At 46.0% G+C, this 25,319-nt stretch carries 24 protein-coding genes; 8 read left to right on the forward strand and 16 right to left on the reverse strand.

From position 1 onward, the window contains the following. Window positions 1-21 precede the first annotated feature (21 nt). Window positions 22-2,679 carry an alpha-amylase family glycosyl hydrolase gene (locus MTR11_RS10500; RefSeq protein ID WP_243327476.1) on the reverse strand — a complete coding sequence of 886 codons (2,658 nt, stop codon included), beginning with the start codon at window positions 2,677-2,679 and terminating at the stop codon, window positions 22-24. Window positions 2,680-2,808: 129 nt separating this feature from the next. Then, window positions 2,809-4,272, reverse strand: coding sequence for a helix-turn-helix domain-containing protein (locus tag MTR11_RS10505; protein WP_243327477.1), 1,464 nt, complete (start codon window positions 4,270-4,272; stop codon window positions 2,809-2,811). A gap of 167 nt (window positions 4,273-4,439) precedes the next feature. Here MTR11_RS10505 and MTR11_RS10510 point away from each other — a divergent pair, with 167 nt between their 5' ends. Both MTR11_RS10510 and MTR11_RS10515 read left to right on the forward strand, forming a co-directional pair. Beyond that, window positions 4,440-5,093, forward strand: coding sequence for an oxygen-insensitive NAD(P)H-dependent nitroreductase NfsB (locus tag MTR11_RS10510; RefSeq protein ID WP_005374924.1), 654 nt, complete (start codon window positions 4,440-4,442; stop codon window positions 5,091-5,093). Window positions 5,094-5,162: 69 nt separating this feature from the next. Next, entirely contained in the window at window positions 5,163-5,453 is a 291-nt protein-coding gene (locus tag MTR11_RS10515; RefSeq protein WP_182035979.1) for a putative quinol monooxygenase, read from the forward strand. Here the strand turns inward: MTR11_RS10515 and MTR11_RS10520 are convergent. After that, window positions 5,450-6,373, reverse strand: a complete 924-nt coding sequence (locus tag MTR11_RS10520) for a LysR family transcriptional regulator (protein WP_243327478.1) — start codon at window positions 6,371-6,373, stop codon at window positions 5,450-5,452. The two genes, MTR11_RS10515 and MTR11_RS10520, sit on opposite strands and share 4 nt — an antisense overlap. A 132-nt stretch (window positions 6,374-6,505) precedes the next feature. Here MTR11_RS10520 and MTR11_RS10525 point away from each other — a divergent pair, with 132 nt between their 5' ends. After that, a complete protein-coding gene (locus MTR11_RS10525; RefSeq protein WP_069537417.1) occupies window positions 6,506-6,724 on the forward strand; it encodes a VF530 family DNA-binding protein in 219 nt (72 codons plus the stop codon). Between the two features lie 703 nt (window positions 6,725-7,427). On the opposite strand, the gene MTR11_RS10530 is transcribed toward MTR11_RS10525, so the two are convergent. Then, window positions 7,428-7,880, reverse strand: a complete 453-nt coding sequence (locus MTR11_RS10530; RefSeq protein ID WP_005374933.1) for an acyl-CoA thioesterase — start codon at window positions 7,878-7,880, stop codon at window positions 7,428-7,430. A gap of 210 nt (window positions 7,881-8,090) precedes the next feature. Here MTR11_RS10530 and MTR11_RS10535 point away from each other — a divergent pair, with 210 nt between their 5' ends. Continuing rightward, window positions 8,091-8,855, forward strand: coding sequence for a ferredoxin--NADP reductase (locus MTR11_RS10535; protein WP_047009626.1), 765 nt, complete (start codon window positions 8,091-8,093; stop codon window positions 8,853-8,855). A 134-nt stretch (window positions 8,856-8,989) separates the two neighbouring features. Here MTR11_RS10535 and MTR11_RS10540 read toward each other — a convergent pair whose 3' ends face one another. From MTR11_RS10540 to MTR11_RS10585, 10 genes are all read right to left on the reverse strand, one after another. After that, window positions 8,990-9,661 carry a DUF2057 domain-containing protein gene (locus MTR11_RS10540; protein ID WP_054866817.1) on the reverse strand — a complete coding sequence of 224 codons (672 nt, stop codon included), beginning with the start codon at window positions 9,659-9,661 and terminating at the stop codon, window positions 8,990-8,992. Between the two features lie 216 nt (window positions 9,662-9,877). After that, complete coding sequence (locus MTR11_RS10545) at window positions 9,878-11,026, reverse strand: AI-2E family transporter (protein WP_005396613.1); 1,149 nt, start codon at window positions 11,024-11,026, stop codon at window positions 9,878-9,880. Continuing rightward, window positions 11,019-11,705: a potassium channel family protein gene (locus MTR11_RS10550; RefSeq protein WP_005396612.1), complete on the reverse strand. Its 687-nt coding sequence runs from the start codon at window positions 11,703-11,705 to the stop codon at window positions 11,019-11,021. The genes MTR11_RS10545 and MTR11_RS10550 overlap by 8 nt, the downstream gene beginning before the upstream one ends. Window positions 11,706-11,721: 16 nt before the next feature. Next, a complete protein-coding gene (locus MTR11_RS10555) occupies window positions 11,722-12,612 on the reverse strand; it encodes an HlyD family secretion protein (protein ID WP_006740779.1) in 891 nt (296 codons plus the stop codon). Window positions 12,613-12,624: 12 nt separating this feature from the next. Next, on the reverse strand, window positions 12,625-12,828 hold the full coding sequence (locus MTR11_RS10560; RefSeq protein WP_005462724.1) for a DUF1656 domain-containing protein: 204 nt from the start codon (window positions 12,826-12,828) through the stop codon (window positions 12,625-12,627). Beyond that, window positions 12,828-14,471 (reverse strand): TolC family protein, encoded by a 1,644-nt coding sequence (locus MTR11_RS10565; RefSeq protein ID WP_243327479.1) that lies wholly within the window; start codon window positions 14,469-14,471, stop codon window positions 12,828-12,830. Before MTR11_RS10565 ends, MTR11_RS10560 begins: the two co-directional genes overlap by 1 nt. Before the next feature lie 10 nt (window positions 14,472-14,481). Continuing rightward, window positions 14,482-16,656 (reverse strand): FUSC family protein, encoded by a 2,175-nt coding sequence (locus MTR11_RS10570; RefSeq protein WP_243327480.1) that lies wholly within the window; start codon window positions 16,654-16,656, stop codon window positions 14,482-14,484. A gap of 388 nt (window positions 16,657-17,044) precedes the next feature. Continuing rightward, the gene (locus MTR11_RS10575) at window positions 17,045-17,914 is read right to left on the reverse strand and encodes a DMT family transporter (protein ID WP_243327481.1); all 870 of its coding nucleotides are present in this window, start codon (window positions 17,912-17,914) and stop codon (window positions 17,045-17,047) included. A 141-nt stretch (window positions 17,915-18,055) separates the two neighbouring features. Further along, window positions 18,056-19,024 carry an HTH-type transcriptional regulator YidZ gene (gene yidZ / locus MTR11_RS10580; protein WP_152813222.1) on the reverse strand — a complete coding sequence of 323 codons (969 nt, stop codon included), beginning with the start codon at window positions 19,022-19,024 and terminating at the stop codon, window positions 18,056-18,058. Beyond that, a complete protein-coding gene (locus MTR11_RS10585; RefSeq protein WP_237309138.1) occupies window positions 18,999-20,189 on the reverse strand; it encodes an MFS transporter in 1,191 nt (396 codons plus the stop codon). Before MTR11_RS10585 ends, yidZ begins: the two co-directional genes overlap by 26 nt. A gap of 132 nt (window positions 20,190-20,321) precedes the next feature. On the opposite strand from MTR11_RS10585, the gene MTR11_RS10590 reads away from it, so the two are divergent. From MTR11_RS10590 to MTR11_RS10600, 3 genes are all read left to right on the forward strand, one after another. Further along, complete coding sequence (locus tag MTR11_RS10590; protein WP_164665914.1) at window positions 20,322-20,792, forward strand: GNAT family N-acetyltransferase; 471 nt, start codon at window positions 20,322-20,324, stop codon at window positions 20,790-20,792. Between the two features lie 118 nt (window positions 20,793-20,910). Next, entirely contained in the window at window positions 20,911-21,993 is a 1,083-nt protein-coding gene (locus MTR11_RS10595; RefSeq protein ID WP_005462737.1) for a type I restriction endonuclease, read from the forward strand. Window positions 21,994-22,178: 185 nt separating this feature from the next. Next, window positions 22,179-22,634 (forward strand): GNAT family N-acetyltransferase, encoded by a 456-nt coding sequence (locus tag MTR11_RS10600; RefSeq protein ID WP_243327482.1) that lies wholly within the window; start codon window positions 22,179-22,181, stop codon window positions 22,632-22,634. A 10-nt stretch (window positions 22,635-22,644) separates the two neighbouring features. Here the strand turns inward: MTR11_RS10600 and MTR11_RS10605 are convergent, their stop codons facing one another. Continuing rightward, complete coding sequence (locus MTR11_RS10605) at window positions 22,645-23,157, reverse strand: DUF2799 domain-containing protein (protein ID WP_005484189.1); 513 nt, start codon at window positions 23,155-23,157, stop codon at window positions 22,645-22,647. A gap of 343 nt (window positions 23,158-23,500) precedes the next feature. Next, complete coding sequence (locus MTR11_RS10610) at window positions 23,501-24,175, reverse strand: fructose-6-phosphate aldolase (protein ID WP_243327483.1); 675 nt, start codon at window positions 24,173-24,175, stop codon at window positions 23,501-23,503. A gap of 214 nt (window positions 24,176-24,389) precedes the next feature. On the opposite strand from MTR11_RS10610, the gene MTR11_RS10615 reads away from it, so the two are divergent. Further along, entirely contained in the window at window positions 24,390-25,319 is a 930-nt protein-coding gene (locus tag MTR11_RS10615) for a glycyl-radical enzyme activating protein (RefSeq protein ID WP_243327485.1), read from the forward strand.

Consider the following 25,319-nt stretch of genomic DNA (forward strand, 5'->3'; position numbering starts at 1 on the left):
GACGGTGTCTTATTTAACGGTTTATTCAGACAAGGTGATGATTGGTAAGTCATCCCAAATCTTGCTCTCATCCGATGCGCCACCGGAGAAGTTCCAAGGGCCTTTGTTTTGTTCCAGTGGACGGTAAGTGGCAGACAATCCATCCAAGTCCCAAGTTGTCACATAGAATCGAATGCCATCCAGTGAATCAGGTCGACCCAGCGCGTCACTCGCAAAGTCCATCGAAATAGTGTTATTGGCTTTGTCTACTGTCACTGTTGGTGCTGGCGTGACCGCTTCTCCCCATGTCGTCGCATTTGCTCCTTTGGTGTTGTAAATCGAGCTTTGCCAGCCAAAAACAACCGCATTACGACTCCAGGTTCCGCTTGGCATAGAAGCGTTGATCTTCGGTAGCTCAGACAGGTTAGTTGCGGCTTCTTCAGGTAAATCAATAAAGATGGTGAAACCCACGTGGTCGAAGCCGTTTGGTGGCAACCAAGTGTCGGTGATGTTGTCCATGGTGAAGGTCAAACGTACGTTACTGCCAACGGTAAACACCTCTGCTTTGTTGATTGCGAGTTGGCTGTTGTCTTTGTCGAACGTTGGATCGGTTGGTAATGAGTAGTTACCGTTAGGACCGCCAGTGCCGTCTTGCGCATCGCCTGTATCATCAATGGTGTCATCCGGCGTGTTTGACCAGCTTAGGTTCGAGACAAAATTCACGTCCTCGATGCCTGCTTTTTTCTCGGTGGAATAAATCGCGAAGCGGTGCTGTTGCTCGCCAATAGCAAAGTGACGAGTCGACAGCGTGACACTAAACTGACCATCAGCACCTACAGTAATGGTTTGCGCTGTTTCCAAGTTACCATCGACGACGAGGTTCAACTTCTCGTTTGCATTAGCAGTACCAGCAATCACGATGTCATCTGTGATGGTTTGCCCTTTCCAATCCTGCGCTAGTTGGATGTTGAGGTCTGGTGTATCTACCGATTGGGTGTCGTTAGTTTTCGAGTAAATCACGGCAGATTTGGCTGGTAGCTCAAGGGTTACGTGACCGTTTTCATCTGCGATTAGCTTCTCCGGAGCGTCTGCCCAGTTCGACATGATTTGTTGTTGGAAAACAGTGCCGCCCGCTTGCTCTACATCGAGTTGGTTCATCAACATCGGGGAATTCGATGTGTTCATTACCACTAAGACTTCGTCGTTATCCAACGTTCGGGTAAAAGCGAACACACCGGCGCCGGCTTTATCGCTGCCAATCACTTTCATTTCGCCGCGTGTCATGACTTTGTTTTCGGTACGTAACTTAGCAAGCTCTTGGATGAACAAGTACATCTCGCTGTTTTGGTCGAATGAGTCTACGTAGTCGCCGTCTTCACGGTAGCCGCCAGCAAACATCGCATCGCGCGCCGCTGACATCGCCTGTTCTGTACCTTGGTAAATCACAGGAATACCCGGCACGCTCATCATGGTGATCAGTGCTTGTTTCATGTCATTCACGCTACCTTGCGACAGAAAACGCGGCATGTCGTGATTATCAATGAAGTTCGGCATGATGTATGGATTTGGGAACATCTCCATCATTTTCTCAAGACGGAAACGTAAATAGTCGGTCGGTTGTCCTGATGCAAATACGCGCGTCATGGTCGCTTGCAATGGGAAGTTCAGTACCGAGGTTAGCTGTTTCGGTGAGCCACTTTCACCGATGTAAGTCAGCATCTTCTCTTCGCCTTCGGTGTTGTATGGCGTAGATGTTTCGAATACTTCACCAAAAGTGAGGAAGTTGTCACGACCGGTATCAACCGCTTGCGTCATCACACCATCGTCGGCGTGTAGGAAATCGTTCCAGAAATCGTGTTCAACAAACTTCACCGTATCGATACGGAATCCGTCGACGCCGACTTCGCGAATCCATTTTCGGTAGCTCTCTTTTAGATAAGCGCGTACTTCAGGATCGGACGTATTGAGGTCATCCAAATCAGAGAGCTGCCAGGTTTTCTCTTGTACCGGATCGTTGTGGTCGGTGATGGTTGGCGTCCAGTGGTAGCTGCCTGTGCCGTCTGTTTTACACTCGTTCATGTTGAGTGGGTACGGCAGCTCTTGCCCGGCAGGTAGCGCATTTTTTATCAAACGGAAACCTTGGCAAGGTAGGCTAGGATCATAACTGTAAGGATCATCGTAGGTAAAGAAGTTGCCTACATGGTTGGTCACGATGTCCTGAATTAAGAACATGTTTCGCGCATGCACTTCGCGTGCTAACGCTTGGTAGCTTTCCATGTCACCAAAGTGTTCATCCACTTTTTGGAAATCGCGCGCCCAGTACCCGTGGTAGCCGCCGTAGTTTTGCTCTGCATCCCACCATTGGTTAGCAACTGGCGGAGTAATCCAGATCGATGTGGCACCGAGATCTTCGATATAGCTTAACTTATCACTCACACCAACGAGGTCGCCGCCGCTGAATTTTTTATCCGAAGTCGGATCGAATTCGTTTTGCCCTTGATCATTAAGAGCGCTGTCGCCGTCGTTAAAACGGTCGATCATCAGGAAGTAAATGATTTGATCTTGCCAATCAGGAGATGCCACGTGGCTGCCTGTATCGATTGGTGTGGTTTCGTCGCTTCCACAGCCAGAAAGAGCAAGAGCGATCGCTAAAGGAAGTATTTTTATTTTATTCATTGGGTTAGGTAGAGTTTCAAACACAGTTTTTGCCTCCGTTATGCAGCAATGCATAAACGATAAAGCAAAGGTTTGAAATTGAGGGTGTCATTTCACGCCAAAAAAGACGTGAAATGATGTCACGAAGCGGCGACTTTGATCTGACCGACAGTTTTAATTGAGCGGTTGCACAATAGGATATTGTATCGGGTAATGCTCTTTCGCGAGCTCGTTGTCGGATTCATCATAAAGGCGGAAACGGTACTGCTTTGCAGTTTGAGTGAGCGATAATTGCAGCACCCAACAAGCATAATGTAGCGAGTGTTTGGTCAAGCGCATTGCGTGAGGTGTGGGGTCATCATCGGCGTAACAGTCAATCCTCGCAACGTTTTCAAGTCGGCATGCCAGTTCGACAAAGAGCGTGTATTGCGCCCCAATATTAATAAGCTGCCGAGTCGGGACAATGTATTCCGTTGCTCCAATTAAAAGCCCCTTAGAAACCACATAATCACGCTGGTGGTTATTCTCAATGTAACGTTCTCCATCGACTTCATAACACAGGCGAAAGGTAAGGGGATGCGCTACCGGAAGTTCGGTCGTTGCCCAGAGTTCGGTGCCATGACTTAAAAAACGCTCGAAGAAGGCGGGGTAGCGCCGCCATGCGCCATCACGGTCACGGCATTCTACCGAGACCACTTTCTCAAACGCAATATTGTCCACTTCTATCCAGATTTTGCCGACAGGTTGGTCGATGTGGTTATCGTCGAAGGTATTGGCTTTGGCGTAGTACAAGCGGATCGGTTGCTGATTTAGTTGAGTTCGGTTATCCAAACATTGTTGGCGATACTGCATGGGTGAAAACGGATACCAACGACGAAAAGTGCGGTGAAAGTTCGATGGTTCTTCATAACCGAGTTGATAGGCGATTTGCTGCGTTGTGAGTTGGGTGTCGGCAAGCAAAGTGAGTGCTTGCTTTTTTTTCGCGAAATCAACGCATTGAGAGTAGCTCATTTGCTTTTCTTGCAGTCGACGTTGCAAGGTGCGTTTGGAGACGCCTAGTTGCCTTGCCGCTTGCTCTAACTTGAGCGCGTAATTACTGTTTTTGATGAATAAGGCGTTCAAAACACTCAGCAATTCGGGTTGTTCAATTGGCTGGTGAGAAAGCAGCAAATAAACATGTTTCACCAGTTCAAACACGCTTGAACTCGTTTTAGAATCTCGCGTTTCCTCTAGAAAAAAATCGGCCGCGAGTGGATTGCTGGCTTGAACTTGTACCTGTATTGATTCGCTTAGCTCAAGCATTTCCAATTGCATTTTGAGCAAGCCAAACACCGACTCCGCCCAATTTGGCATATCGGCCGTTCTGCATTCGACTTGCAGATGGATTTGGGCATCACCATGTTGAAATGTGACGTACAAACGGCGGTCGAATAATGAAACACTTTTACTCCACCAAAGCAGCCCTTCTTGGAGGTTAGGCGCTTCTTTCAACATCATGCATTGCAAGGCAACCAACTTCTCAATGTGCCAATATTCGCCGGCAATTCGCAGATGATTGTGACCGAGCTTTTTGCACAGAAAGGATGTAATAACGTTATCTTGAGGCAGCATTAGTTGAGTTCGGTTGCGAGCAAACATGCATTATTGCTGAAAGGATGAAGAAGTTCAGTGAGAACGCTCAAAGCCTTTCTTATCGTTTTATTTTCAAATTTATTTTGAAAATGTTTTTAATCGAAATCGGTTTTTCCCTTTATCTCATGAGGTTATGCTGTTACTCAGCTTAAATTCATTAATTGGAGAACCTCATGGATATCGTACAAGCTGCAAAATCTCGTTACTCAACGAAAGTGTTTGACCCAACGCGCAAGCTACCTCAAGAAAAAATCGATGCAGTTAAAGAGCTGATTCGTTTTAGTCCATCGAGTGTGAACTCTCAACCTTGGCATTTCATTCTGGCAAGCACAGAAGAAGGCAAACAGCGCATCGCTAAAGCGGCGCAAGAGAACTACGCGTTTAACGCGGCGAAGATTCTCAACGCTTCTCACGTATTGGTGTTTTGTGCAAAAACAGGCATCGATAACGACTACATTGAAGCGCTAATGGTGCAAGAAGAAAAAGATGGCCGATTCCCAACTGAAGAAGCGAAAGCGGCTGTGCGCGGTGGTCGTAGCTACTTTGTGAACATGCACCGTTTTGATCTGAAAGATGCGAACCATTGGATGGAGAAACAAGTTTACCTCAACGTGGGTACGTTGCTGTTGGGTGCTTCGACGCTAGAAATCGATGCAGTGCCAATTGAAGGGTTTGATCCCAAAGTGCTGGATGAAGAATTTGGCTTGCGTGAAAAAGGTTACACCAGCGTTGTGATCGTGCCGCTTGGCTACCACGCGGAAGATGACTTCAACGCGAAAACGCCAAAGTCTCGCTGGGACGCAGAAACCGTATTCACCGAGATCTAATTCGAGCTTACTTACAGGTGACGTAGAACCCTGTAATCAATATATAAATCGCAAAAGAGTGATAAAACGATGATCCACTTAGTTGCAGAAGTGAAAGCCTACCCAGACAGTAAGGATCAGGTGGCGAATTTGCTTTCTGGTTTACTAGAGCCAACTCGTCAAGAAGAAGGTTGTTGCCAATACGAGTTATATCTCGACGAAAAAGTTGAAGGCCTATTTATGTTCCAAGAAATTTGGGCATCGCAAGAGGCCTTGGATAAGCATTTGCAAAGCCCGCACATGGCGACGTTTCTTGAAACATTGGAAGAGAACGATTGGGTTGAATATACCCAGATTCGTCCTCTTCGATTTATCGCCTAATGACAGAAGGTTGCCAGCACGTTGGCGCGTTGCTGGCAGCATTTTTGTTGGATAAAGTCGCGGAAAGTCCGAATCGTTGGCGTCAGTAAGCGACGATCGGCGCACACCATGTAGAGCGGTACTGGGCCGCAATCCCACTCTGGTAATACTCGCACCAATCTTCCCTCGATTAAGTCTCGGCTGATGTCCATCAACGATTTATTCGCAATGCCTTTGCCTTTGATCGCTAACCGATGTGGCAAGTCACTATCGTTGCTCATCAAGTTACCGCTGACCACGACTTGTTCTTTCTCGCCGTCACGCGTGAGCGTCCATTTGTTGTAGACCGAATCCGCGACCATGTAGCACAAGCAGTTGTGTTGCATTAAATCGGCAGGAGAAGTGAGTTCTGGATGTGTGGCTACGTACTCTGGCGATGCACATAAGATCCGTTCGTTTGACCCACACAAAGCCAACACGACCAGATTGGAGTCGGCCGGCTCGCCGTAGCGAATCGCAATATCGACAGGCTTGGTGTACATATCCGTCAAGCTATCGGACAGCTCTAGTTTGATGGAAACATTTGGGTAGAGATCGATGAACTCATCCACCCAATCGAGCAACATGTTGCGACCAAAATCGGAGGGCGCGGTAATGTGTAGCTGACCAGACAGTTCACCGCGCGCACTTGAGATCTGATCCAACCCCTCTTGCAATGTTGCCAACGCTTGCGTGGTTTTGTCCAAAAACAGTTCGCCCTCTGAGGTTAAACGCAGGCTTCGGGTAGAACGCACAAACAGCGGGAAACCGATTTGCCCCTCAAGACGCTTAATCGATGCACTAATGGCGGCAGGTGTCATGTCTATGCTGTTAGCAGCTTTTGAAAAGCTGCCTTGGCGCGCGGTTTCGACAAAAATATTGAGGTCGTTGAGGGCTTTCATAATGAAAAGGGCTTTTAAGAAGTTTGGGTTACTATAGGGGAGAGTCGCACGGCAATTCAAGGTTAAAACATTAGGTTGCACGGCGAGTTTGGGTTAGATTAGCGCGCAACTTCACTTTACCGGATCAATAGCATGAACCAACAGCAGCCGAACAACCCACTTCACGGGTTGAGTTTAGAAAAAATCGTCACCCGACTAGTTGAACACTTTGGTTGGAATTGCATGTATGAGCGCGTTCGAGTGAACTGTTTTAAGAAAGATCCGTCGATCAAATCTTCGCTGAAGTTTTTGCGTAAAACGCAATGGGCAAGAGATAAGGTGGAAGCGCTATACATCGAGACGTTTTGCTAATCGCTCTATGGCCTGCAGCTAGCCGTAAGTAGATTCTTAGTCTCGCTATGGCTCGCTAGAATGACGCAGTTTTTCTTATCGCGTAGGTTAGAAGAGTAGCCCTGCTATCAAGTCTAAAGCGAGATTCCGGATGACTCGCTTGTGCTCGTCCGGGATGGTTTTCTTAGATAGTGTTATAGAGTCAGAACCTAAACGAGGTTCGTCATTCTGAACCGCCAGGAACGAGCGTGATTCAGAATCTACTCTCAGATTGTATTGAGTAGATTCATCGCTCTAGGGTCTGCACAAGCTATCAATAGATTCTTAGTCTCGCTATGGCTCGCTAGAATGACGCTAGTCCTCTTATCCCGTAGGCTGGAAGAATAGCTCTGCTATTACGTCTAAAGCGAGGTTTCGGATGACTCGCTTGTGCTCGTCCGGGATGGTTTTTTTAGATAGTGTTTTAGAGTCAGAACCTAAACGAGGTTCGTCATTCTGAACAGCGAGGAACGAGCGTGATTCAGAATCTACCCTCAGATTGTATTGAGTTTATTCATAGCTCTATGGCCTGCAGCAAGCGGTAAGTAGATTCTTAGTCTCGCCTCGGCTCTCTAGAATGACGCTAGTTCTCTTATCGCGTAGGTTGGAAGATTAGCCCTACGTTATTCCCGACAGCGATGAAGAATCGCTGTCGAGAACCTCGCCTTTAATCTCTCGTTTCTTGCTACTCTAAATGATGCGTGCTACCCACAGTTCCTTCCAAGTCTAAAATCGACTGGCGAACGTGGTCTGGAATCGCAGCTTTTACGTTGTTCTTAAAATCAAACATCACACCAGTAGCGGTCGCGATGGTCGCAATCTTACCCCACTTCTTACTCAGCACTTGGTATTCCATCGTGATGCGATCTTCTTGCATGTCGATTACGCGCGAGCCGACTAATAACGTGTCTGGGTAAGTGACAGGAAGCTTGTAGCGGCATTGCGTCTCGCTCAGTACTGGCCCAATTTGCGAGGTTTGCAGGTCGACTAGCAGATTAATTTTGTTGAAGTAATCTAAACGCGCTGTCTCGAAGTAGCGGAAATAGACCACGTTATTGACGTGTTGCAGAGCATCCATTTCACCCCATGCGACTTTGATCTCTGTGATAACGGGAAAGTCCTTTAACAGTGTGTCCATTTTTAGTGCTCCTTTTTCATCTGCATTGCCACAAATTGCGACGCGACTTATCACTTTGAGCATTTATTCTAGATGTAATCATTTAATATGTAATAAAATTGTTTTTAAAATGTGAAATGAAATGGCAATCTTATTATGTAAACTAGAAACTTTACATAATCGAGTTGAAGGCGTAAGTTTAACTAAGAGTAACCAAATAGGAGGTGTCTCATGACTGAGCTGAAAGGTTTCAATCTAGCCAAGGTGGAAAAACGCATTGACTGGACTGGCGAGCTGTTCAGTTTAAGGGTCTCAGGCGCGCCTCTTACCTTTAAAGCCGGCCAGTTCACCAAGCTTGCTTTGCTAGATGATGAGGGCAAGCCGATCAGCCGTGCTTACTCTGTGGTTAATGCACCAAGCGAACAGTTCGATTGGTTGGAGTTCCTAATAGTAGCGGACCCTCAAGGACAACTTTCCCCAAGGCTCCAAAAGCTTAAATCTGGTGATAGCATTTATGTTGGTGAGACCGCACATGGTGACTTAATCCACGACTCTATTCCTAAACAGGCTCATGATCTGTGGCTGCTATCTACAGGCACAGGTATTGGACCGTTTTTATCGCTACTGGATGATATAAACTTACCACCTCATAATGAGCGAATTGTGCTTGTTCATGCGGTTCGCTACGAAAAAGATCTGGTCTATAAATATCTGATTGAGCAACTACAGCAACGATATGAAGGCAGATTAAAGTACATCCCGATAGTCAGTAGGGAAGTGGTGGATGGTCAGTTACAAGGTCGAATTCCCGAACTCATCGAATCGGGTAGACTGTCCAACGCTGCTGATGTGCCATTCTCTGCTCAAAGTAGTTTTGTCATGATGTGTGGGAACCCGCAGATGATCAAAGATACCTTGCCAGTCTTACAAGGGCTTGGGTTGGAAAAGTATCGTCCTAAAACAGGAGGCAATATCATCTATGAGCGTTACTGGTAGCGTTTGGTTAAATTGATATAACCATATTGAAGACATGATGATCACCAATAACAAAGTCGCTCAAGCGTCCTAGCTTGTTCGATCAAAAAAGCCACATGAAGTGGCTTTTTTAATATCGATAGAGTTAATCAGACTTATTGTTGATTAACGTACGCTTTAAAGCGAGCTTTGGTTTCTGCGTCTGCTTTTTGGTACCAGAAGTGCAGCATCTCTTCTGCTGTCGAATCTGATTTAACCGCAGTCGCTCTCGCTTGTTTCATATCTTCAGGAATCTTTGCTGGTAGTGTGACTGGTTGAGCAACGGCTGCACCAGCAACAGCGATAGCAGCAACGCCGCCTGTTTTGTTGTAGCTTTCCACTTCACGCACGTAATCACGACCGATTTGCATACCCGGTTTGATCAATTTGTCTTGCTCAACAGCGACGGTGTTGCCTGAATCATCAACCAGTTTCCAATCTAAGTCCTTGATCTTTTCTTCCGCGTCGCGAAGGTTGCGGTATTCTGGCATTTGTAGCGTCAGCTCGGCATTGGCAGCGTCAAATCGTGTAACGATAACATCGCTTTCAACACTTAAACGGTCATTGCCTTGGTTAAAGTAAGGGGCGAAGCGAAATACGACTTGGTTAACGCCATCAGGTAACGTTAGTGTTCTTTCCGAGGCGAAAAAACCACCCGAAAGGTCTGCTTTTTCACCGTTAGCCGCTAATACTGAAACGTTGTCAGGAACACTCACGGTTACATCTGCGAATGCCATGCCACTCATTGCGAGAGCAAGCGCACAAGTTAAAGGCTTGATCAATTTCATTGTTTTTATCCTAAGCAAATTAGTGGTCATCGAGAGTGCATCGTTCATTGCCCGATTGCAACTCCCAAGTGTAAGAAGTATGAAAATTTAACAAGAACGTCATTTTTATCGCATTTATTACGGGGAAACTGTGATCCAAATAGAATCAAACCGCTGCAATAGAGCGGTTTGATATCATAAGTTATAGATTAAATTTCTTTCTAACTTATTGATTTATTATATGCCTGCACCGTGTCCAGGCTCTGATTGGTCATCAGAAGCGTCTTGTTGTTCTGCCATTTCTTCTTGCTGTTGTGCTTTCTCAATGCTCAACCACCAAACAAATAACTCATACCAAATCGCTAGGATAACGGCACCTAAGAACAGACCAACGATGCCGTAGAAAAGCATACCACCGATGGCACCGAGCAGAATCACAGGCATTGGCACGTCGACACCACGTCCCATTAACATTGGTTTAAAGAGGTTTTCAGAAAGTGCTGCAACTACTACCCAGACAGTAAACATGGTTGCTGTCGTTGTATCTTGAGTCATGTACATGAAGCCAATCACTGGTAGTACGGCAAGCAGCGCTGGTAGCTGAGCGATACACAAGATCATCAGAATCAGAGTGAGCAAACCAGCAGCCGGAACGCCAAATACAAAGAAACCAGCACCGATCAAAAGGGCTTGAATCGCCGCCACACCGACTACGCCAAGCAGTACGCTCTTAATGGTTGCTGCGATAAGCGTGGTCCAGCTTTTAGCGTTTTCACCAGCGGTACGAATAGCGATGGTTCTTAGACCTGATGCTGCAGATTCAGAGTACGTCATAAAACCTGCTGCAATCGCAAGTGACAAGATTGAAAGCAATAAACTTCCCAATACACCGCCAAGTGTGCCTAGCAAAGAAGTGAGCGCGGACTTTATCTGCGGCATAAAGGTTTGAATCGCTTGTTCAAGGTTAGTCGCGAATAGGGTCCACACCTCATAGAGCTTATCACCTACGACAGGCCAATCCGCAACGGAAGGTTTTGGACCTGGGATCTTCACTTGTCCGTTTTGCAATACTTCAAGCGCATGCGTTGCACCATCCACAATGGAGCCTGACACCATAACAAGTGGTGTGACTAAGAGTGCAATACCAAGTAAAGCAATCGTTGTGGCTGCTAGGCCTCTACGACCGCCATATGCACGCTCCAGCTTTTTTGTAAGTGGCATTAAAGCGACGGCTATAATTGCACCCCAAATAACGGGAAGAATGAAGGGTTTGATGATGTCGTATGTAAACATCAGCAAGACGAAGATCAAGCCAATGCGTATTGCTGATTCCACCATATTACTGATGAAAAGCTTACTGTCGATTTTTACCGATTGTTTATCCATTTTTGTTTACCTGATGATCAATGTTAGAACTGACGAGACTTGAAACAACAATCGCCATATAGAACACACCTGTAATGGCCTCTAAATACACCACGACTTGAGCCAATGGCGTTAGAGGGCTGATATCGCCATAACCAAGCGTGGTTAAGGTGACGAAACTAAAATACGCCGCATTAGAGAAATTCTGCCCCCAAGAAATGGCTTCCATCCCAGTGAATGAGGTTGGCGAGAACTCTAGAAGAATGAGATAGGCAATTGCCCACATCAGACCAAGCAGTAAGAAAAGCGCGACTGAGCCAATGACTTTGTTGCTATTGACGTGGCCAGTGAAAAGAATCTGCCTTGCGATGGATTTAAAAGTGCCGAAAAAGAATGCGAAGGTGAGGGCAAGCATCACTACATTCATCTCTCGGATGTTGAAAACGGTCTTGATAACAATCACAAGAACCCAAACGCCAAACAGGGTATAGAGGAAACGAGACCACATTTTGTCGAAGCGAAGGCTGGCAAAACAGACAATGAACGTGAGAACCGTGAATGCCTGCAGTATGTGTTCAATCGTCCCTTCGCCCACCACTTGTGCCATCGCACTCCCTAGCAACAAAATCACCAGCGCTAAAGTTAGATAGAAGAAGTTGTTTTCTTCATTAATGTTTTTGAGTTTTTTACCAATGACCATGGTTCTTCTCACTTAGTTACTGTTCATTTTCTGCTGATGAATCTTTCATCACCATGATGGACGCAGAAAGCCCGAATCGAAGATCAACATCTTCTGGAAGTTCTTGGATTGAGATTCGCACCGGAATACGTTGTGCCAAGCGAATCCACTGAAATACAGGGTTCACGTTTGGAAGAAGGTTGTAGCCGACCGTGCCGTCTTTCGGCGCAATACCCCAACCGATAGAGTCAACCGTTGCGTCAATTGGCGTGTCTGGGTGAGACATCAAAGTGACACGTGCTTGGCTGCCAGGTTCGATTTGCGCGAGTTGGTTTTCACGGAAGAAACCAAACACCCAGAAACTGTTCTTGTCGATCAGCGCCAGCAGTGGCTGGTTTGCGACCGCTTGCGTACCGTTTCGAATATCGAGGTTAGACACAAAACCATCGACGGTCGCATAAACTTTGGTAAAGCTGAGGTTAAGGCGCGCTGACTTTAATTGCTCTTCTGCAGATTTGATTTGCAGTAGCGATTCTTCGTAAGCGATTTCACGACGAATCAGATCCTTGTGAGAAACCGCGCCGCGGTCTTTGGCGCGAATATCTTTAAGGCGGTCGTATTCGATTTTTTTACCGCGAGAGCTAACAATGGCGCGTTCTAGTGCCACTTCGGCTTGAGACAAAGCAACTTCGTAAGTCGCAGGGTCGATTTCAAACAGTAAATCGCCTGTTTTCACTTCTTGGTTGTCTTGCACCGCGACATTTACAATTGGGCCTGATACACGAGGAGCTACTTTGATGACGTTCGCGCGCACTTGGCCGTCGCGTGTCCAAGGGTTATTAAAATACTCTTCAAATTTTTGATAGCCGAGCCAAGCTGCGCCACCAAGAATGACAAGATTGAGTGCGATTACGAATAGTTTTTTCATCTTGTTTGGCACCTAAAATTGAATATAAAAGCTGTCGATGGCCACCACATAACCGACCATGATGGCAATAAACGTCAGAGACGGAAAAGCAATGAAGCGAGACAGACGTGTCTTGTTCAATATCATCACCGTTATCCACGTTGCCGTGACGGCGAGAAAGAGCACCAGTAACGTGGGAGAAAAGTAAATGTCTCCCCAAGAGAGTTCATGAGGCATTAGAGATCCTCCGTTTTGTTCTCATCACTGGTCTCATCCGGAGTTTCGAGGCGCAAAGGCGGCAATACGCGGTTTTCTTCATTTAAATAACCATCCCAGTCAGTTCGTTCTGTCATTTGCTTGGCAATAGATTCACTGAGGAAGGGTTTGCCTGTTTGGGTTTGCCAGCCTCCACCTAGGGCTTTGTAGAGCGCTACAACTTGGTTCGCGACGTTCCCTTTGATCGTTGCGTAGCTGTCTTCCGCACGGGTCATTTTCTCTACCGAGTTGAGCAGACGTTCAAAAGAGATTTGGCCGTTTTCGTACTGCGTCATGGAGATGTTGAATGCACGAATGGAAGAGTTGACCGATTGCAGACGTAAATCTTTTTGCTGCAAATACAGGTCATACGCTTCGATCGCATTGGTCACTTCGTTCACGGCTTGCAGCACTTTTTTGTTGTAGTTGGTCAGTGTTTCTTGGAAGCGAGCATCTTCGAAACGAATGTTATTTTTCACGCGCCCGTATTGGAAAATATTCCAACTGAACGTTGGGCCAACCACCATGGTGAGCGAATCGCTAAAACTGAAACTGCTGCCATCGGGAACCGTACTGTCGATACCGATGGAACCGAACAGCGAAAAGCTTGGGTACAGAGCGGTTTCCGCCACGCCAATTTGCGCACTCTGCGCGCGAGCTTGCATCTCAGAGACTTGCAAATCCGGGCGTCGCATCACTAAGTTTGCGTCCACTTGGGTATCCAACAGAGGTGGACGCGGCACAATGGAGCGCTCGTCGGTCCCCGATAACGCCGATTTTCTGCCTGTCGATTTGAACTGTTTTTCGTAGTCAGCAATTTGCTTATGCATTCCATCTGATTGCAGCAGCTCGTCTACTTCTTCCGGTAATGCACCTAGTATTAACGCCAACGCGGTACGTGATTGTTTCATCGCGACTTCGAGACTCGGTAATGCCGCTTTGGTGGTATAGAGTTGGTTTTTCGCCTGTTGAACGTCCAATTCTGTAACGTTGCCAGAGTCGAACTGCACCTGTGTAATGCGGACGACACGCTCTTGAATCTCGATATTGCGGCGAGACAGCAAAATACGTTCTTGGAATGTGCGATAGTTAATGTAGTTACGCGCCACCTCGGCGGTGATGGTGACCATGATGTCGTGATACGACGCGATGGATGCGTAATAACCCGCTTCTGCTGATTCGATGCCACGAGCGTATTTGCCCCAAATATCCATTTCCCACGCCGCATCAAACGACAGAGCGGAGTTGTTTACACCCTGATCATTCACGTAGGCACGCGCTAGATTTCCTGACACGGTTTGAACTTGCGGGTATTGCAAGCCAGTCGAAATGCCAAGCAATGAACGAGCTTGGACAATACGCAGTCCCGCGGCTTCTAAATCGAGGTTTTGTTTGCTCGCCAACTCAACCAGCTGATTGAGAGTTGAGTCATTAAATTGCTGCCACCATTGTTGTAGCTGTTGCTCTGATTGCTGCGTATCTTTGGCTGCTTTTTGCACCGACCAGTCACTTGGCATTGGCGCCTGCTTTGGATGAACATAGTCTGGCCCCACAGCGGTACACGCACTGAGTCCGAGCAAAGAAAGTATGGCGAGGCTTGGTTTAGTTAGTTTTGGAAGCATCATATCCCCACCTTTAAAAACGCTTCTGTTGTAAGTTCACCCAATCGATATCCTCGTAGGTTTGCTTGCAATGCTTGATTGCTTCGAACACGTTCCGTTTTAAATTCAGCAAGATATAAAAACCGGCTATCTCTGAATAAGCGTAGTCAGATAAATCTAACTCACTAAAAAAATCTTCCAGTTTATCTTCGAATGATTGGTAATCCTGACTGTATTGGTCGAATACGGAATCGAGTTCTTGTGTTGCTTGATGGCTGGCTAAAGCGCCCGCCATCAAAGGAATGATGGAATCGCGGTGTTGTTGGCGAAGCTGAGTAATCAGCGGATTGGTCATCAACTTTTTCTCGGCGGCCATTAAGATGTTGATGTGATTACTGAGTACATCACACGCTTTGCTAAACGCGCCAATCGCTTCTGGCGTGGTTTTGTCAAAGTGTTTATGGTTAATTTTCGAACCCCACACCTTGAGCTTTTTCGATGAAACGTTGAGCGTCACCAAATGCAAGGCCCGTTTGAGCGGCGTGATAATCGAGCTGGATTGCTTCTGATAGGAGTCAAACAGATCCCGAGTGTGCCTAAAATAGCGCTCTTTTATGGTCAAAAAGAGGTGTTCTGGTCGTGAGCTAAACGGGAAGTAGTGCGCGAAAATGATCATGAATACCACCATGTAGAACAGCAGCATGATCGTCATGAGGATCCCGAAGTGATAGAACATGTTGTTGTCTAAACCGAGAACAAACAAGCCCACCATGTAGAAAATCGTCACTGGCCCGTTGAACAGATAAAAGCCGATAAAGGTGTAGATAAAAATGAACAGGCCAAGCTCTAACCCGAGATCCAATTGCGGAAGAATGAAGACGTAAGAAGGCACCGCGAACAAGAAGCCGAAAGTGAACAGCACAAGCAACAAAATCGGGTGCACAGGCACGAACGACAGCAAAGACATAAACATGGTTGAGAAGACCACGAACGAGTAGCCGCCTGGTGGATTGAAATAAATCCAAATCAGTCCTGCAACCCAATAGGTGACAAAGGTCTTGACCGCGGTTTTAAAGTTTTCTGCGTCCCACCATAGAAACTTGCCTTTCGGTTTCGGCAGTGGCACGTCAAAGGAGACATTGTTCGTTACAGAGTCAATGCAGCTAATGCTCTCCGCCAAACGCGACAAGTTTTGATGCATGAGCCCCAAGAGGTGCCCCAGCATAAGCGCAGAGCCTTTCTCTAGGTGCGCTGCGTCTTCAAGCAACGCTTGGTTGTATTCGACTTTGAATTCTTGAGCACGAAAAGCGGGCTCTTTTTCGTCCCAGACTTGTTGGCAGGTATCAAATAGCGCGTCAATTTCCGCAACGGCTTGATCAAAGTTGCTGATGCTTTCACGGTCTTGCTGGTGGCTAAAGTGGCTGTGCGCCGCGACGGTCAATTGTTGCGTTACTTGCTTGTTCAAATGAACCGCTAAGCGCCACTCTTTCATGTAGGCCGACACGTCGCTGCATTCCACACTGACTGTGGCAAAACGCTGTTCGAGCGCATTTTGGGCGGCAAACATCTGTTCGATAAGAGAATCCACGCTAGGTTGTGGCTCTTCAGCTTCTGGGTTTTCTTCTCCCTCTTCTAGAGTAGATACTTGCCTCGCCGATTTTTGCTCAAAATTTTGCAAGATAGCGGTGAACAACGCGCGTTGTGCTTGGTTGAGTTGTTCGATGAGCTGTCTTAGGTTTTGTTCTGTTTTGGTCGGGAATAAGAAAGTCCCCACGAGTGTGTAAACCACCACCCCAAACACCGTCATATAAGCGCGGTCAACGCCATAAAGAAACGCACCTTCTGCGTCACCGCCATTGGACATCATCAGCGTCATGACACCGGTCAGCATGAGTAGCGTTGGATCTTTTTGATAGGCATTACGGAAGTAAAAAATGAAAGAGACCACAACCGACACGCTCAGCATGTACAGCAAGCGGTCTTGAGCAAACAACCCCACCAGTAACAAGCCAACGACGGCGCCAACCAACGTACCGAACACGCGTAAGGTACCTTTGGCGAGTGATTCACGACGACTGCCTGTGGATGCAATCAGCATCACTGTGGTTGCGGCCGTCGATGCTTGCGGCCAACCCATGGCAAACGGGATCAGATAAGCCAGAGTCAGGCTAAGCGATACTTTAATAGCGAATTTTATTTTGTCGTTCATAGTGTCAAAGTTTGCTCAGGCTTATCGTTATAAGTTGATGAATTTCTTATATGAATAATCAGAATCTTGTTCTGAATAAATTCGGGGGGCGGAATATAGCGGGTGAAAAAGTGTGCTTTGTAAACCCTTTGTCAAAACACAAAGTGCGTATTTGGCTCGATCTCGCGCTAGCCCTTGGCGTTATTGACGAAACGGCTAAAACGAGCAAAATCTCGATCTATGACGATTCTCACTTTTGAAACAAAATCGTTGTGTTGTGTGAGCCAATTCTCACCTTATATCCTTCGCCTGATACTAAAGCAGGCCACTCGTACCATCTGCAATGAGCTTTGCTGCTTTAAAAAGCATAGATGATGAATGGGTATTTGAGAGGGAAAGTTATTATTTTTTATCGGCTTGCCGATTGTTCGCTTGCTTTTTTGGATCGAGATAAAAAAACCAAAGCGATGCCACCAAGAATGATGCCACTGGTTAAAAGTGTGTGTAGTGAAAGAGGCTCGTGGAGTACGACGGTGCCTAGCAGCAAAGCAATGGCCGGCACGGAAAGTTGACTGACGGCGGCTTGAAGTAAAGAGAGCTTACGCATGACTTGATACCAAAGCGTATAACCAAGGCCAGAGGCAATGGCACCAGATGCGATAGCGAGCAACACTCCGCTCAAAGAAAGATGGATTGAGGACAAGATTAATGGCGAAAGGAGCACGCCAATTATTGATGCAGCGATAAATCCCCACGTGATCCCACTACTTGGAGAAGGCGCTTGTTTACCGAGTGCAGTAAACGCAGCCCAACAAACGCCAGAAATCAACATGAGAAGTGCAGAGCTAATATCAGGGCGAGTGGCAGATGGCAACATCAACCAAACAAAGCCAACAATTGAAAGGCCGATACCGATGATTTCGAGAAACTGAAAGCGCTCACCTTGCCACCAATAGATTGCCAGTAATGTAAGTTGCACGGCACCAAACAAAAGCAAAGCACCAGTTCCTGTCGCCAGTTGTAAGTACGCGAAAGAAAAAAGGGCAGCATAACCAAATAACGCCACGCCAGCAAAAAAGCGAAAGCGAGAAGTTGGCCGATCGGCTTTCCACTGACCTCTCACGACAAGCAATGCGATTAAGGTAATCGCGCCAGATATCAATCGGACGAGAGTGAAGCTTCCTGCATCAATTAACCCTTCGGCCAATGCAAGTCGGCACAATAATGAATTGGCGGCGAACGCCAGCATCGTAATAGCAGTGAGTAAAAAGGTCGACATCCTTGGCCCTTAACGCAGAAATATGGATTGAGTGTAGCGTCAAACGACCTTTTTCATTAGTTGATAAAGTGATTAGTTATAGCTGTCAGAGCGAGAAAACCATCAAAAATCACCAAAGAAAACCTGACCTTAGCCTGAGTGTTACTGTGGTAGGGATGGTTGTTCATACAATGACTTGATGGTGTTTTTCAACCATAGCAATTTGGGGTTGTACGCATTGCGTTTATGCCAAATCATGGTAAATGGAATCAGTAACTTGTCTTGTTGAGTTTGGTCTAACGGAATTGGCAAGCACACCAAATCGAGATGCAGCTTTTCTGTGTAGCTTTTGCAATAGTGCGGCGCGGTGGTGATCATGCCATGAGTCGGCTGCGCTGCCATAAAAAGGGATTGCTCAAAGTTGGACATCGTCAGCCCGATAGAGCGCTGTAGCCCTAGTTCCGTTAACACTTCATCCAACGCCCAAGTTTCACTTTTTTCCCAAACAATATTGATGTGTTGGTAGTTCAGAAAGGTCTCGAGATTCCACTCTTGCTGTAATGCCGGATGATCTTTATGTAAATACACCATCGGCAGGTCATAAAATAGAATCTCAAAATCCAAGAAATACGGCAGAAGATCCAACGACTCTTTCGATCTAGGGTGACTTTCTCGGCCGGTAAAACCGATATCCGCCTCGCCTCGAATGATGGCGTCGAGTGAATCGTAATCCCAGTTACTGGTTTTTACTTTCGCTTCAGGGTATCGCTGGTGGATAGCGACGATGAGTCTGTCCAGCACCGTGAGCACCAATGGCGACTCAATCGTGATATCAAAACGCACTCCTTTAGGCGTAATATCGCTGCGTTTTTCTGCAATCTGGCTGCCAATTTGCAGCCATTCTGCAAGATCTTGCTCCATGCTTTGCGCCAAAGGCGTTGGCGCAAGACCTTTAGGTGTTTTGACAAACAAAGGATCATCGAACCAATGACGAAGTTTGTTGAGCGACTTACTTACGGTAGAGGGCGTAACGTTCAGCTTTTTCGAGGCTTTCGAGACGCTTTGCTCTTGCAGCAATAATTGCAGAGTGAACAGTAAGTTTAAATCAAGTCGCGCTAGGGATTTCTTCATAATGGGTATCGTGAACAGGCTTTGGAATCAATAGTATTAGAGCAAGGCTGATTACGCTACCTAACACTAAGATAAACACCAACATATTCAGAGCACTAACGCCGATGAAACCCATAAACCAAATATAGAACGCGGAACTACAAACTTGAGCAATGCCCAGTAACGAGCTTGCCACGCCAGCTTGTTGAGAGAATGGGCTGAGCGCTTGGCTCATGGCCACGCCAAAGCCACAAGCGAAGCCAGCGCAAATCAGCCCAAGTCCGAATACATAGTAAAGAGATTGTCCATCATGGAAATGGGCAGCACTGAGTACTATGGCTGCACAAGCGAGCAATACTTGAGAGGTGATCATTAAGGTTCGCTGCTTAAAAATCCCCAATGCCAATGGCGCCGAGAACGAAATCAACATGCTGATCGTCGCAGTCCCTGCCATGATGGAAGAATAGCCGCCGCGATCAAAACCAAGCATGCTCATCACGACAATTGGTGAAGCGTTAACAAAGGTCAGAATGGTGGTCACTCCAAGTGCAGTAATGATCAGCCTACTGATAAAAAATCGCTCGAAGAAAGTCTCTTGATGGCTCTCTGGCGTTGTCTGTTCTTCACCTTGTTGGCTGGGTAGTGATTCCTTGAGCACAAAAATGGCCAATACACTGACGAGAATGCCCATTCCTGCCATCGTGGTAAACAAACTCGGCCAAGGAAATTTCAGCATAATCAAGTGACCAATCACGGGTGCGATCACTGGAATGATACAGGTGATGCCATTGAGCATCGACAATACTTTCGCGCGGCGTTCATCGTCTAACGTGTCGCGTAAAATCGCGAACGCGACGACATAGCAAGATCCAGCCCCGATGCCTTGGCAAAAGCGAGCAATCAAGAAAGCGTTTGGTTGCTCAGCCATCCCGCCGAGAAAAGACGCGAGCACGAAGATCATCGCGCCGACGACGGCAACAGGCTTTCGTCCCACAGAGTCTGCAATTTTCCCCGCGAATAACATCGTGGTAGCCATGCCAGCTAAATAGATCGAAAACGCAATATGCAACTGTGATTCACTGGCGTTGAGATCTGACGCAATTTGAGGCAAACCAACAAGATACAAATCAATGGCAGTAGGGTAGAGTAAAACGAGTGCAAAACTACAAAGTAAAAAACGGGACATGGAAACCTCTCTATCGAATGGCGAGGATAATAGAGTGCTAAACGTTTGCCTGCGAGTGGGAAATACGACACTAGGTATTTCTATTTACGACATACCCTGTATGAATTGAGCATAAAAACAACAAGGAAGATTATGATTACTATTGAAAAGTATTCGCCTGAGCGACATGAACAAACTTGCGAACTTAGCGTGCTAGAGGAGCAATCGCAGTTTACGGTCGCGGATGTGGGTGAAATGCTTACACGTCTTGAACCCACAGAGCTTCCGCATCTGATTCTGGCAGACGATGACGTGGTTGGCTTTTTTCTGTTCGATGCTGCTTACAGCGAGAAATACGATTTTTGCCCGAAAAACAGCTTAGGCGTACGTGCTTTGCTGGTGGATCACCGTCATCAAGGCAAAGGCATCGCCAAGCAAGCCATTCAACAGTTTGCCGATTTCGCCAAACGCCATTTTCCCGAGTTTGATGCGCTTTATCTCACTGTGAATTGCCGCAACATACCCGCTTATCAGTGCTATTTAAAATCAGGGTTTGAAGATACCAATGAGCTTTACCACGGCGGCCCCGTTGGACCGCAGCACATTATGAGACAGCCGCTTTAAGTTCGCTGTTGGGTGAGTGTTTGCATATGGCATTCAAACTTTTAACTACACAACATTTTAAGATACCAGTGTCATATATACTTTAAGTGTTTAAATGAACAATATGATGGAGTGTCTTATGGATTTTATAGAACGAGTTCAAGCTCTTTCCAAAAAAATTCCCCAAGTATCAGCGAGTTTAGCTACAGAAGAAGCAACAAAAAACGCATTAGTAATGCCATTTTTGCACTCTGTATTAGGTTATGATGTCTTTAATCCAAATGAGGTTATCCCTGAGTTTACTGCTGACATTGCTACGAAGAAGGGAGAAAAAGTAGATTACGCACTCATTAAAGATGGGGTTGTACAAATTCTTATCGAGTGTAAAAAATTTGGTGAGCCATTGGCCACTAAACATGCTAATCAATTGTTTCGGTATTTTTCAGTAACCAATGCTCGTATTGCGATTTTAACTAATGGATCTGAATATCAGTTTTTTACGGACTTAGACGCTCCAAATAAAATGGATGAAAAGCCGTTTTTGACTTTGGATCTTGCCAATCTTGATGAGCACGTAATTCCCGAAGTGAAAAAGCTTACCAAGTCTTCTTTTGATGTTGATTCTGTAGTTGATGCTGCCGGCGAGCTCAAGTACCTCAATCAAATTAAAAAAGCACTTCATGAACAGTTTCAGAACCCTGAAGAGGAGTTTGTAAAATTCTTTACTTCAAAAGTGTACGATGGCGTCCAAACCGCAAAAGTCAAAGCACAGTTCATGGATATTACAACGAAGGCTCTAAAACAATTCTTGAACGACAGCATTAATGCTCGATTGAAATCTGCAATTGGTGGAGATGATAAAGCACCGATCAAGGTTGACGATAGCGTTAACACCTTTGAAGAATCTGTTGAACCCGTTCAAGATAAACCCAAAGTTCAAACGACAGATGAAGAGATCGAGGGTTTTAATGTCGTTAAAGCGATATTACGACAACAAGTTGATGTACAGCGAGTGTGTGCCCGTGATACGCAAAGTTATTTTGGTATCCTGCTTGATGACAACAATAGGAAGCCATTATGTCGCCTTTGGTTCAATACCAAACAAAAGTACATTGGCCTCTTTGATGAAGCTAAAACAGAAACCCGTCATCCAATCGACTCGATTGATGATATTTTCAAATTTAGCGAGCAATTACAAAGTACGCCAGCACTTTACGAATAGACTTACATAGAAATGCAAAGGAAGCTCCAACACATGATTTTTCTGATGTTTGTGTTGGGGCTTTTTTATTATTCAATCATCTTAGTTTCGTGCAAACCTAGGTATCTTTGAGGTTTGGATGGACATTTAACTTTAAAACATATAGTTAAGGTGACTTGGATAGTAAAAACACCAAGGATGGATATATGAGAATTGAAATCGACGATTTAGAACGGCCGCAGGTGCTTGCGTTGTTGGAAGAGCATTTACAGGACATGTACGCTACATCGCCACCAGAGAGCGTGCATGCGTTAGATGTAAGCAAGTTGAAGCTGCCTTCAATCACGTTTTGGACGGGGTGGGATGGTGAGCAGCTATTGGGATGTGTGGCAATGAGCCAACTAGAAGATGGTCACGCAGAGTTGAAATCGATGCGTACGACGCCGTCGGCGAGAAAACAGGGCGTGGCATCCCGCTTACTCAATCACGTGATTGAGCAAGCGAAACATCAGGGGATACAACGTCTAAGTTTAGAAACTGGGTCGATGGCATTTTTTGAACCCGCGCATCGCCTATATGAAAAATATGGCTTCGCGTACTGCGAGCCGTTTGGCGACTATCAACCTGATCCAAACAGCCGCTTTATGACCCTAGCGTTGTAGCCCGTCGCGACTAAAAGTTAAAGTAGTAATTAGCTCCTGGCGAGATGAGTGATGCACGCTCACGCGCCAGTTGTTTTCTTCTCTCTCTAATACGCTTCGCGTTGTCTTTATCTAAGTTTGCATCCAATTGATGATCAAGGCGTGATATCTCTGCATCTAATGCGTTAATGCGTTGTTGACGCTGATATTCTTGATGGCCTAACTGATAGTTTTTAAGGAAAAGATCGTTAGAGCAAACGCCATAGTAGGTTTTTCCTTCTACACCCACCGTGTAACCATTGTCTGGCGAACAGTAAAGAATGGTGCCTTTATCAAAACCGTCTTGCCACTCAACGTGATTTGGCGTTACGCCTGCTTCGCGACAGTCTTTAATGTATTCGTACAAAATGTTTGGGTTGTTGCCTGAGCGGCCATCTTGGTAGCCGACGCGATACCAATCTGCGGTTTGGCATTGTTCTGGCGACATGCTGCTACAACCAGAAAGTAATGCAAACATGGCAAAGAGAAGCGCAATGCGTTTCATGAAGTGGATTCCTTGTTACTGCGTTAGGTTCGCTGATTATAAATGAACAGTGTTCATTTCCAATAGATAAAATTAATAATTACCGACTTATTGATGCGTTGTGCTTGTGAGTTTGTCTGCTTGAAGCAAAAATTTTTTGCTTGTGGAACGAGCGTTTTTCGTCAGTAGTGATGTTACGAATAGAGTAGTTTGCGTGAAGGTTGAGGCGAGATTAGTGGTGTGGGAATCTCTTCGTAAGCCGCATCTATAAACAGTTGCCTGCGCGAATGTTACTTTTTCTCAGAGATTCCCATATCAAAAGCTCCTCGATCGAGGAGGAACGGGACTTTCGATAATTTTATGTTTAACTTTCAAATGAAAGTTTGTTGCCAAACGTGGATTTCCAGTCTTTGTCAAATTGATCGACAGCCGGCTGAACTGCTGGATGAGAAAACATCTGCGCGGCCACATCGACAGGTAAGGTGATCGCTTCAATACCTAACTTCATCACTTCCATCGCTTGTTGGGTATTCTTAAAACTCGCTGCCAAAATTTTTGCAGGCAGTTGGTTTTGATCCAGTAGCAATTGCAGGTCTGCGACCACTTCTACACCGTTTCCGTTCATCGCATCAATACGGTTCACATAAGGCGCAAGATAGTCAGCGCCACACAATGCCGCAAGGAAACCTTGCTGAGCAGAGTAAATAGCAGTGGCGAGTACTTGAATTCCCTCTTTTTTCATTAACTTAATTGCCGCTAAGCCCGCTTCGGTCGCTGGCACTTTAACGACCATATCATAGGGTAATTCTTGGATTTGGCGCGCTTCTTCTACCATGCCTTCTACAGTTGTGCTCACCACTTGAGCATGAAAACGGGGTGTGCCCCCTAACGCTTCTTGCATGCCAGCTAAGGTTTGGTTCAAGCCTTGTTTTGATGTCGCCAAAATACTTGGATTTGTTGTTACCCCTTTCAGAGGTAGGCATTGGTTAAAGCGATTTACTTCTGCCACGTCAGCAGTATCTAAATAGAGTTCGATCATGGGTTCTACCTTATACAAAATCTTCGTTTTGATGATGGGATCACTATAGATCTGACAATCCGCTGAGATCTTGATTTTGATCAATTGTAATTTCAATTGAAACTATAATAATTTCACAAAGTGAAAGTTAAGTGCCAATATTTCATTATCAAATGAAGCTTTCAGCAAAAGAAAAGCGTGAAAAGTAGAAGAGCAAACCAAGAGGCGGACAGCAATGTATTTCAATATTCAGAGGTTCTCGACCCACGATGGTGATGGTATTCGCACCATTCTGTTTCTGAAGGGATGCAGTCTGTCCTGTCCTTGGTGCCAAAACCCAGAAAGCCGCAGTGAAAAGCACTCTCTGCTGTTTGATGAGCGCAGTTGTATAGCGGACTGCCAGCTTTGTGTGTCGGCTTATAAACAAACCGTAAACGGCGACATGGCGAGCGATGGTATCCGACGCATTGACGATCAAATCATCATCAATCGAAAAGCCATGAGAGAAGCGCAGATCATTGCGCTGCGAAACGTATGTCCAACACAAGCGCTCAGCATATGTGGAGAAGCGGCGAAATCGGACGAACTGTTTGAAGTGTTGATGAAAGACAAACCTTTCTACGATCAAAGCCAAGGTGGCGTGACATTTTCTGGTGGAGAGCCGCTGATGCAGCCAAGTCTTGTGGCAGAACTTGCCGAACGTTTGCATCAAAACCATGTGTCTACGGCGGTGGAGTCGTGCATGCATGTTCCGTGGAAAAACGTAGAAAAAGTCGCGCCGTATATTGATTGCTGGTTAGCGGATCTTAAACACACCGACGAAGAAAAGTTTCTCTGCTGGGCGAAGGGATCGTTAAAACGCATCAAAGACAATTTTAGAAAACTGGCACCGATTGCGAAACGCATTGTGATTCGTATTCCGGTTGTGCCGGGCTTAAATGACACCATTGATGAGCTCAAAGCGATCATTGATTTCGCAGCTTCATTAGAAAGCTGCCAAGAACTTCACTTGCTGCCGTATCACACCCTCGGCATCAATAAATACCGTTTGCTCGATATGCCTTACGAGTGTTCTGACAAACCATTAAATAATCCAGAACTGCTAGAAAACGCAATGCAATACGCAAGCGAACATACTCAACTTAACGTGATTGTTAGAGGTTAA

Origin of the sequence: Vibrio sp. CCB-PB317 (assembly GCF_022808245.1) — a bacterium.
GTDB lineage: Bacteria > Pseudomonadota > Gammaproteobacteria > Enterobacterales > Vibrionaceae > Vibrio > Vibrio diabolicus.

Bases quoted from the DNA above. Each gene is read 5' to 3' on its own strand.
- MTR11_RS10510 (WP_005374924.1), top strand. From the start codon at position 4,440: ATGGATATCGTACAAGCTGCAAAATCTCGTTACTCAACGAAAGTGTTT.
- MTR11_RS10615 (WP_243327485.1), top strand. From the start codon at position 24,390: ATGTATTTCAATATTCAGAGGTTCTCGACCCACGATGGTGATGGTATT.
- MTR11_RS10585 (WP_237309138.1), bottom strand. From the start codon at position 20,189: ATGTCCCGTTTTTTACTTTGTAGTTTTGCACTCGTTTTACTCTACCCT.
- MTR11_RS10525 (WP_069537417.1), top strand. From the start codon at position 6,506: ATGAACCAACAGCAGCCGAACAACCCACTTCACGGGTTGAGTTTAGAA.
- MTR11_RS10570 (WP_243327480.1), bottom strand. From the start codon at position 16,656: ATGAACGACAAAATAAAATTCGCTATTAAAGTATCGCTTAGCCTGACT.
- MTR11_RS10555 (WP_006740779.1), bottom strand. From the start codon at position 12,612: ATGAAAAAACTATTCGTAATCGCACTCAATCTTGTCATTCTTGGTGGC.
- MTR11_RS10605 (WP_005484189.1), bottom strand. From the start codon at position 23,157: ATGAAACGCATTGCGCTTCTCTTTGCCATGTTTGCATTACTTTCTGGT.
- MTR11_RS10520 (WP_243327478.1), bottom strand. From the start codon at position 6,373: ATGAAAGCCCTCAACGACCTCAATATTTTTGTCGAAACCGCGCGCCAA.
- MTR11_RS10535 (WP_047009626.1), top strand. From the start codon at position 8,091: ATGACTGAGCTGAAAGGTTTCAATCTAGCCAAGGTGGAAAAACGCATT.
- MTR11_RS10610 (WP_243327483.1), bottom strand. From the start codon at position 24,175: ATGATCGAACTCTATTTAGATACTGCTGACGTGGCAGAAGTAAATCGC.
- MTR11_RS10600 (WP_243327482.1), top strand. From the start codon at position 22,179: ATGAGAATTGAAATCGACGATTTAGAACGGCCGCAGGTGCTTGCGTTG.
- yidZ (WP_152813222.1), bottom strand. From the start codon at position 19,024: ATGAAGAAATCCCTAGCGCGACTTGATTTAAACTTACTGTTCACTCTG.
- MTR11_RS10560 (WP_005462724.1), bottom strand. From the start codon at position 12,828: ATGCCTCATGAACTCTCTTGGGGAGACATTTACTTTTCTCCCACGTTA.
- MTR11_RS10550 (WP_005396612.1), bottom strand. From the start codon at position 11,705: ATGGTCATTGGTAAAAAACTCAAAAACATTAATGAAGAAAACAACTTC.
- MTR11_RS10540 (WP_054866817.1), bottom strand. From the start codon at position 9,661: ATGAAATTGATCAAGCCTTTAACTTGTGCGCTTGCTCTCGCAATGAGT.
- MTR11_RS10545 (WP_005396613.1), bottom strand. From the start codon at position 11,026: ATGGATAAACAATCGGTAAAAATCGACAGTAAGCTTTTCATCAGTAAT.
- MTR11_RS10565 (WP_243327479.1), bottom strand. From the start codon at position 14,471: ATGATGCTTCCAAAACTAACTAAACCAAGCCTCGCCATACTTTCTTTG.
- MTR11_RS10595 (WP_005462737.1), top strand. From the start codon at position 20,911: ATGGATTTTATAGAACGAGTTCAAGCTCTTTCCAAAAAAATTCCCCAA.
- MTR11_RS10575 (WP_243327481.1), bottom strand. From the start codon at position 17,914: ATGTCGACCTTTTTACTCACTGCTATTACGATGCTGGCGTTCGCCGCC.
- MTR11_RS10590 (WP_164665914.1), top strand. From the start codon at position 20,322: ATGATTACTATTGAAAAGTATTCGCCTGAGCGACATGAACAAACTTGC.
- MTR11_RS10505 (WP_243327477.1), bottom strand. From the start codon at position 4,272: ATGTTTGCTCGCAACCGAACTCAACTAATGCTGCCTCAAGATAACGTT.
- MTR11_RS10530 (WP_005374933.1), bottom strand. From the start codon at position 7,880: ATGGACACACTGTTAAAGGACTTTCCCGTTATCACAGAGATCAAAGTC.
- MTR11_RS10515 (WP_182035979.1), top strand. From the start codon at position 5,163: ATGATCCACTTAGTTGCAGAAGTGAAAGCCTACCCAGACAGTAAGGAT.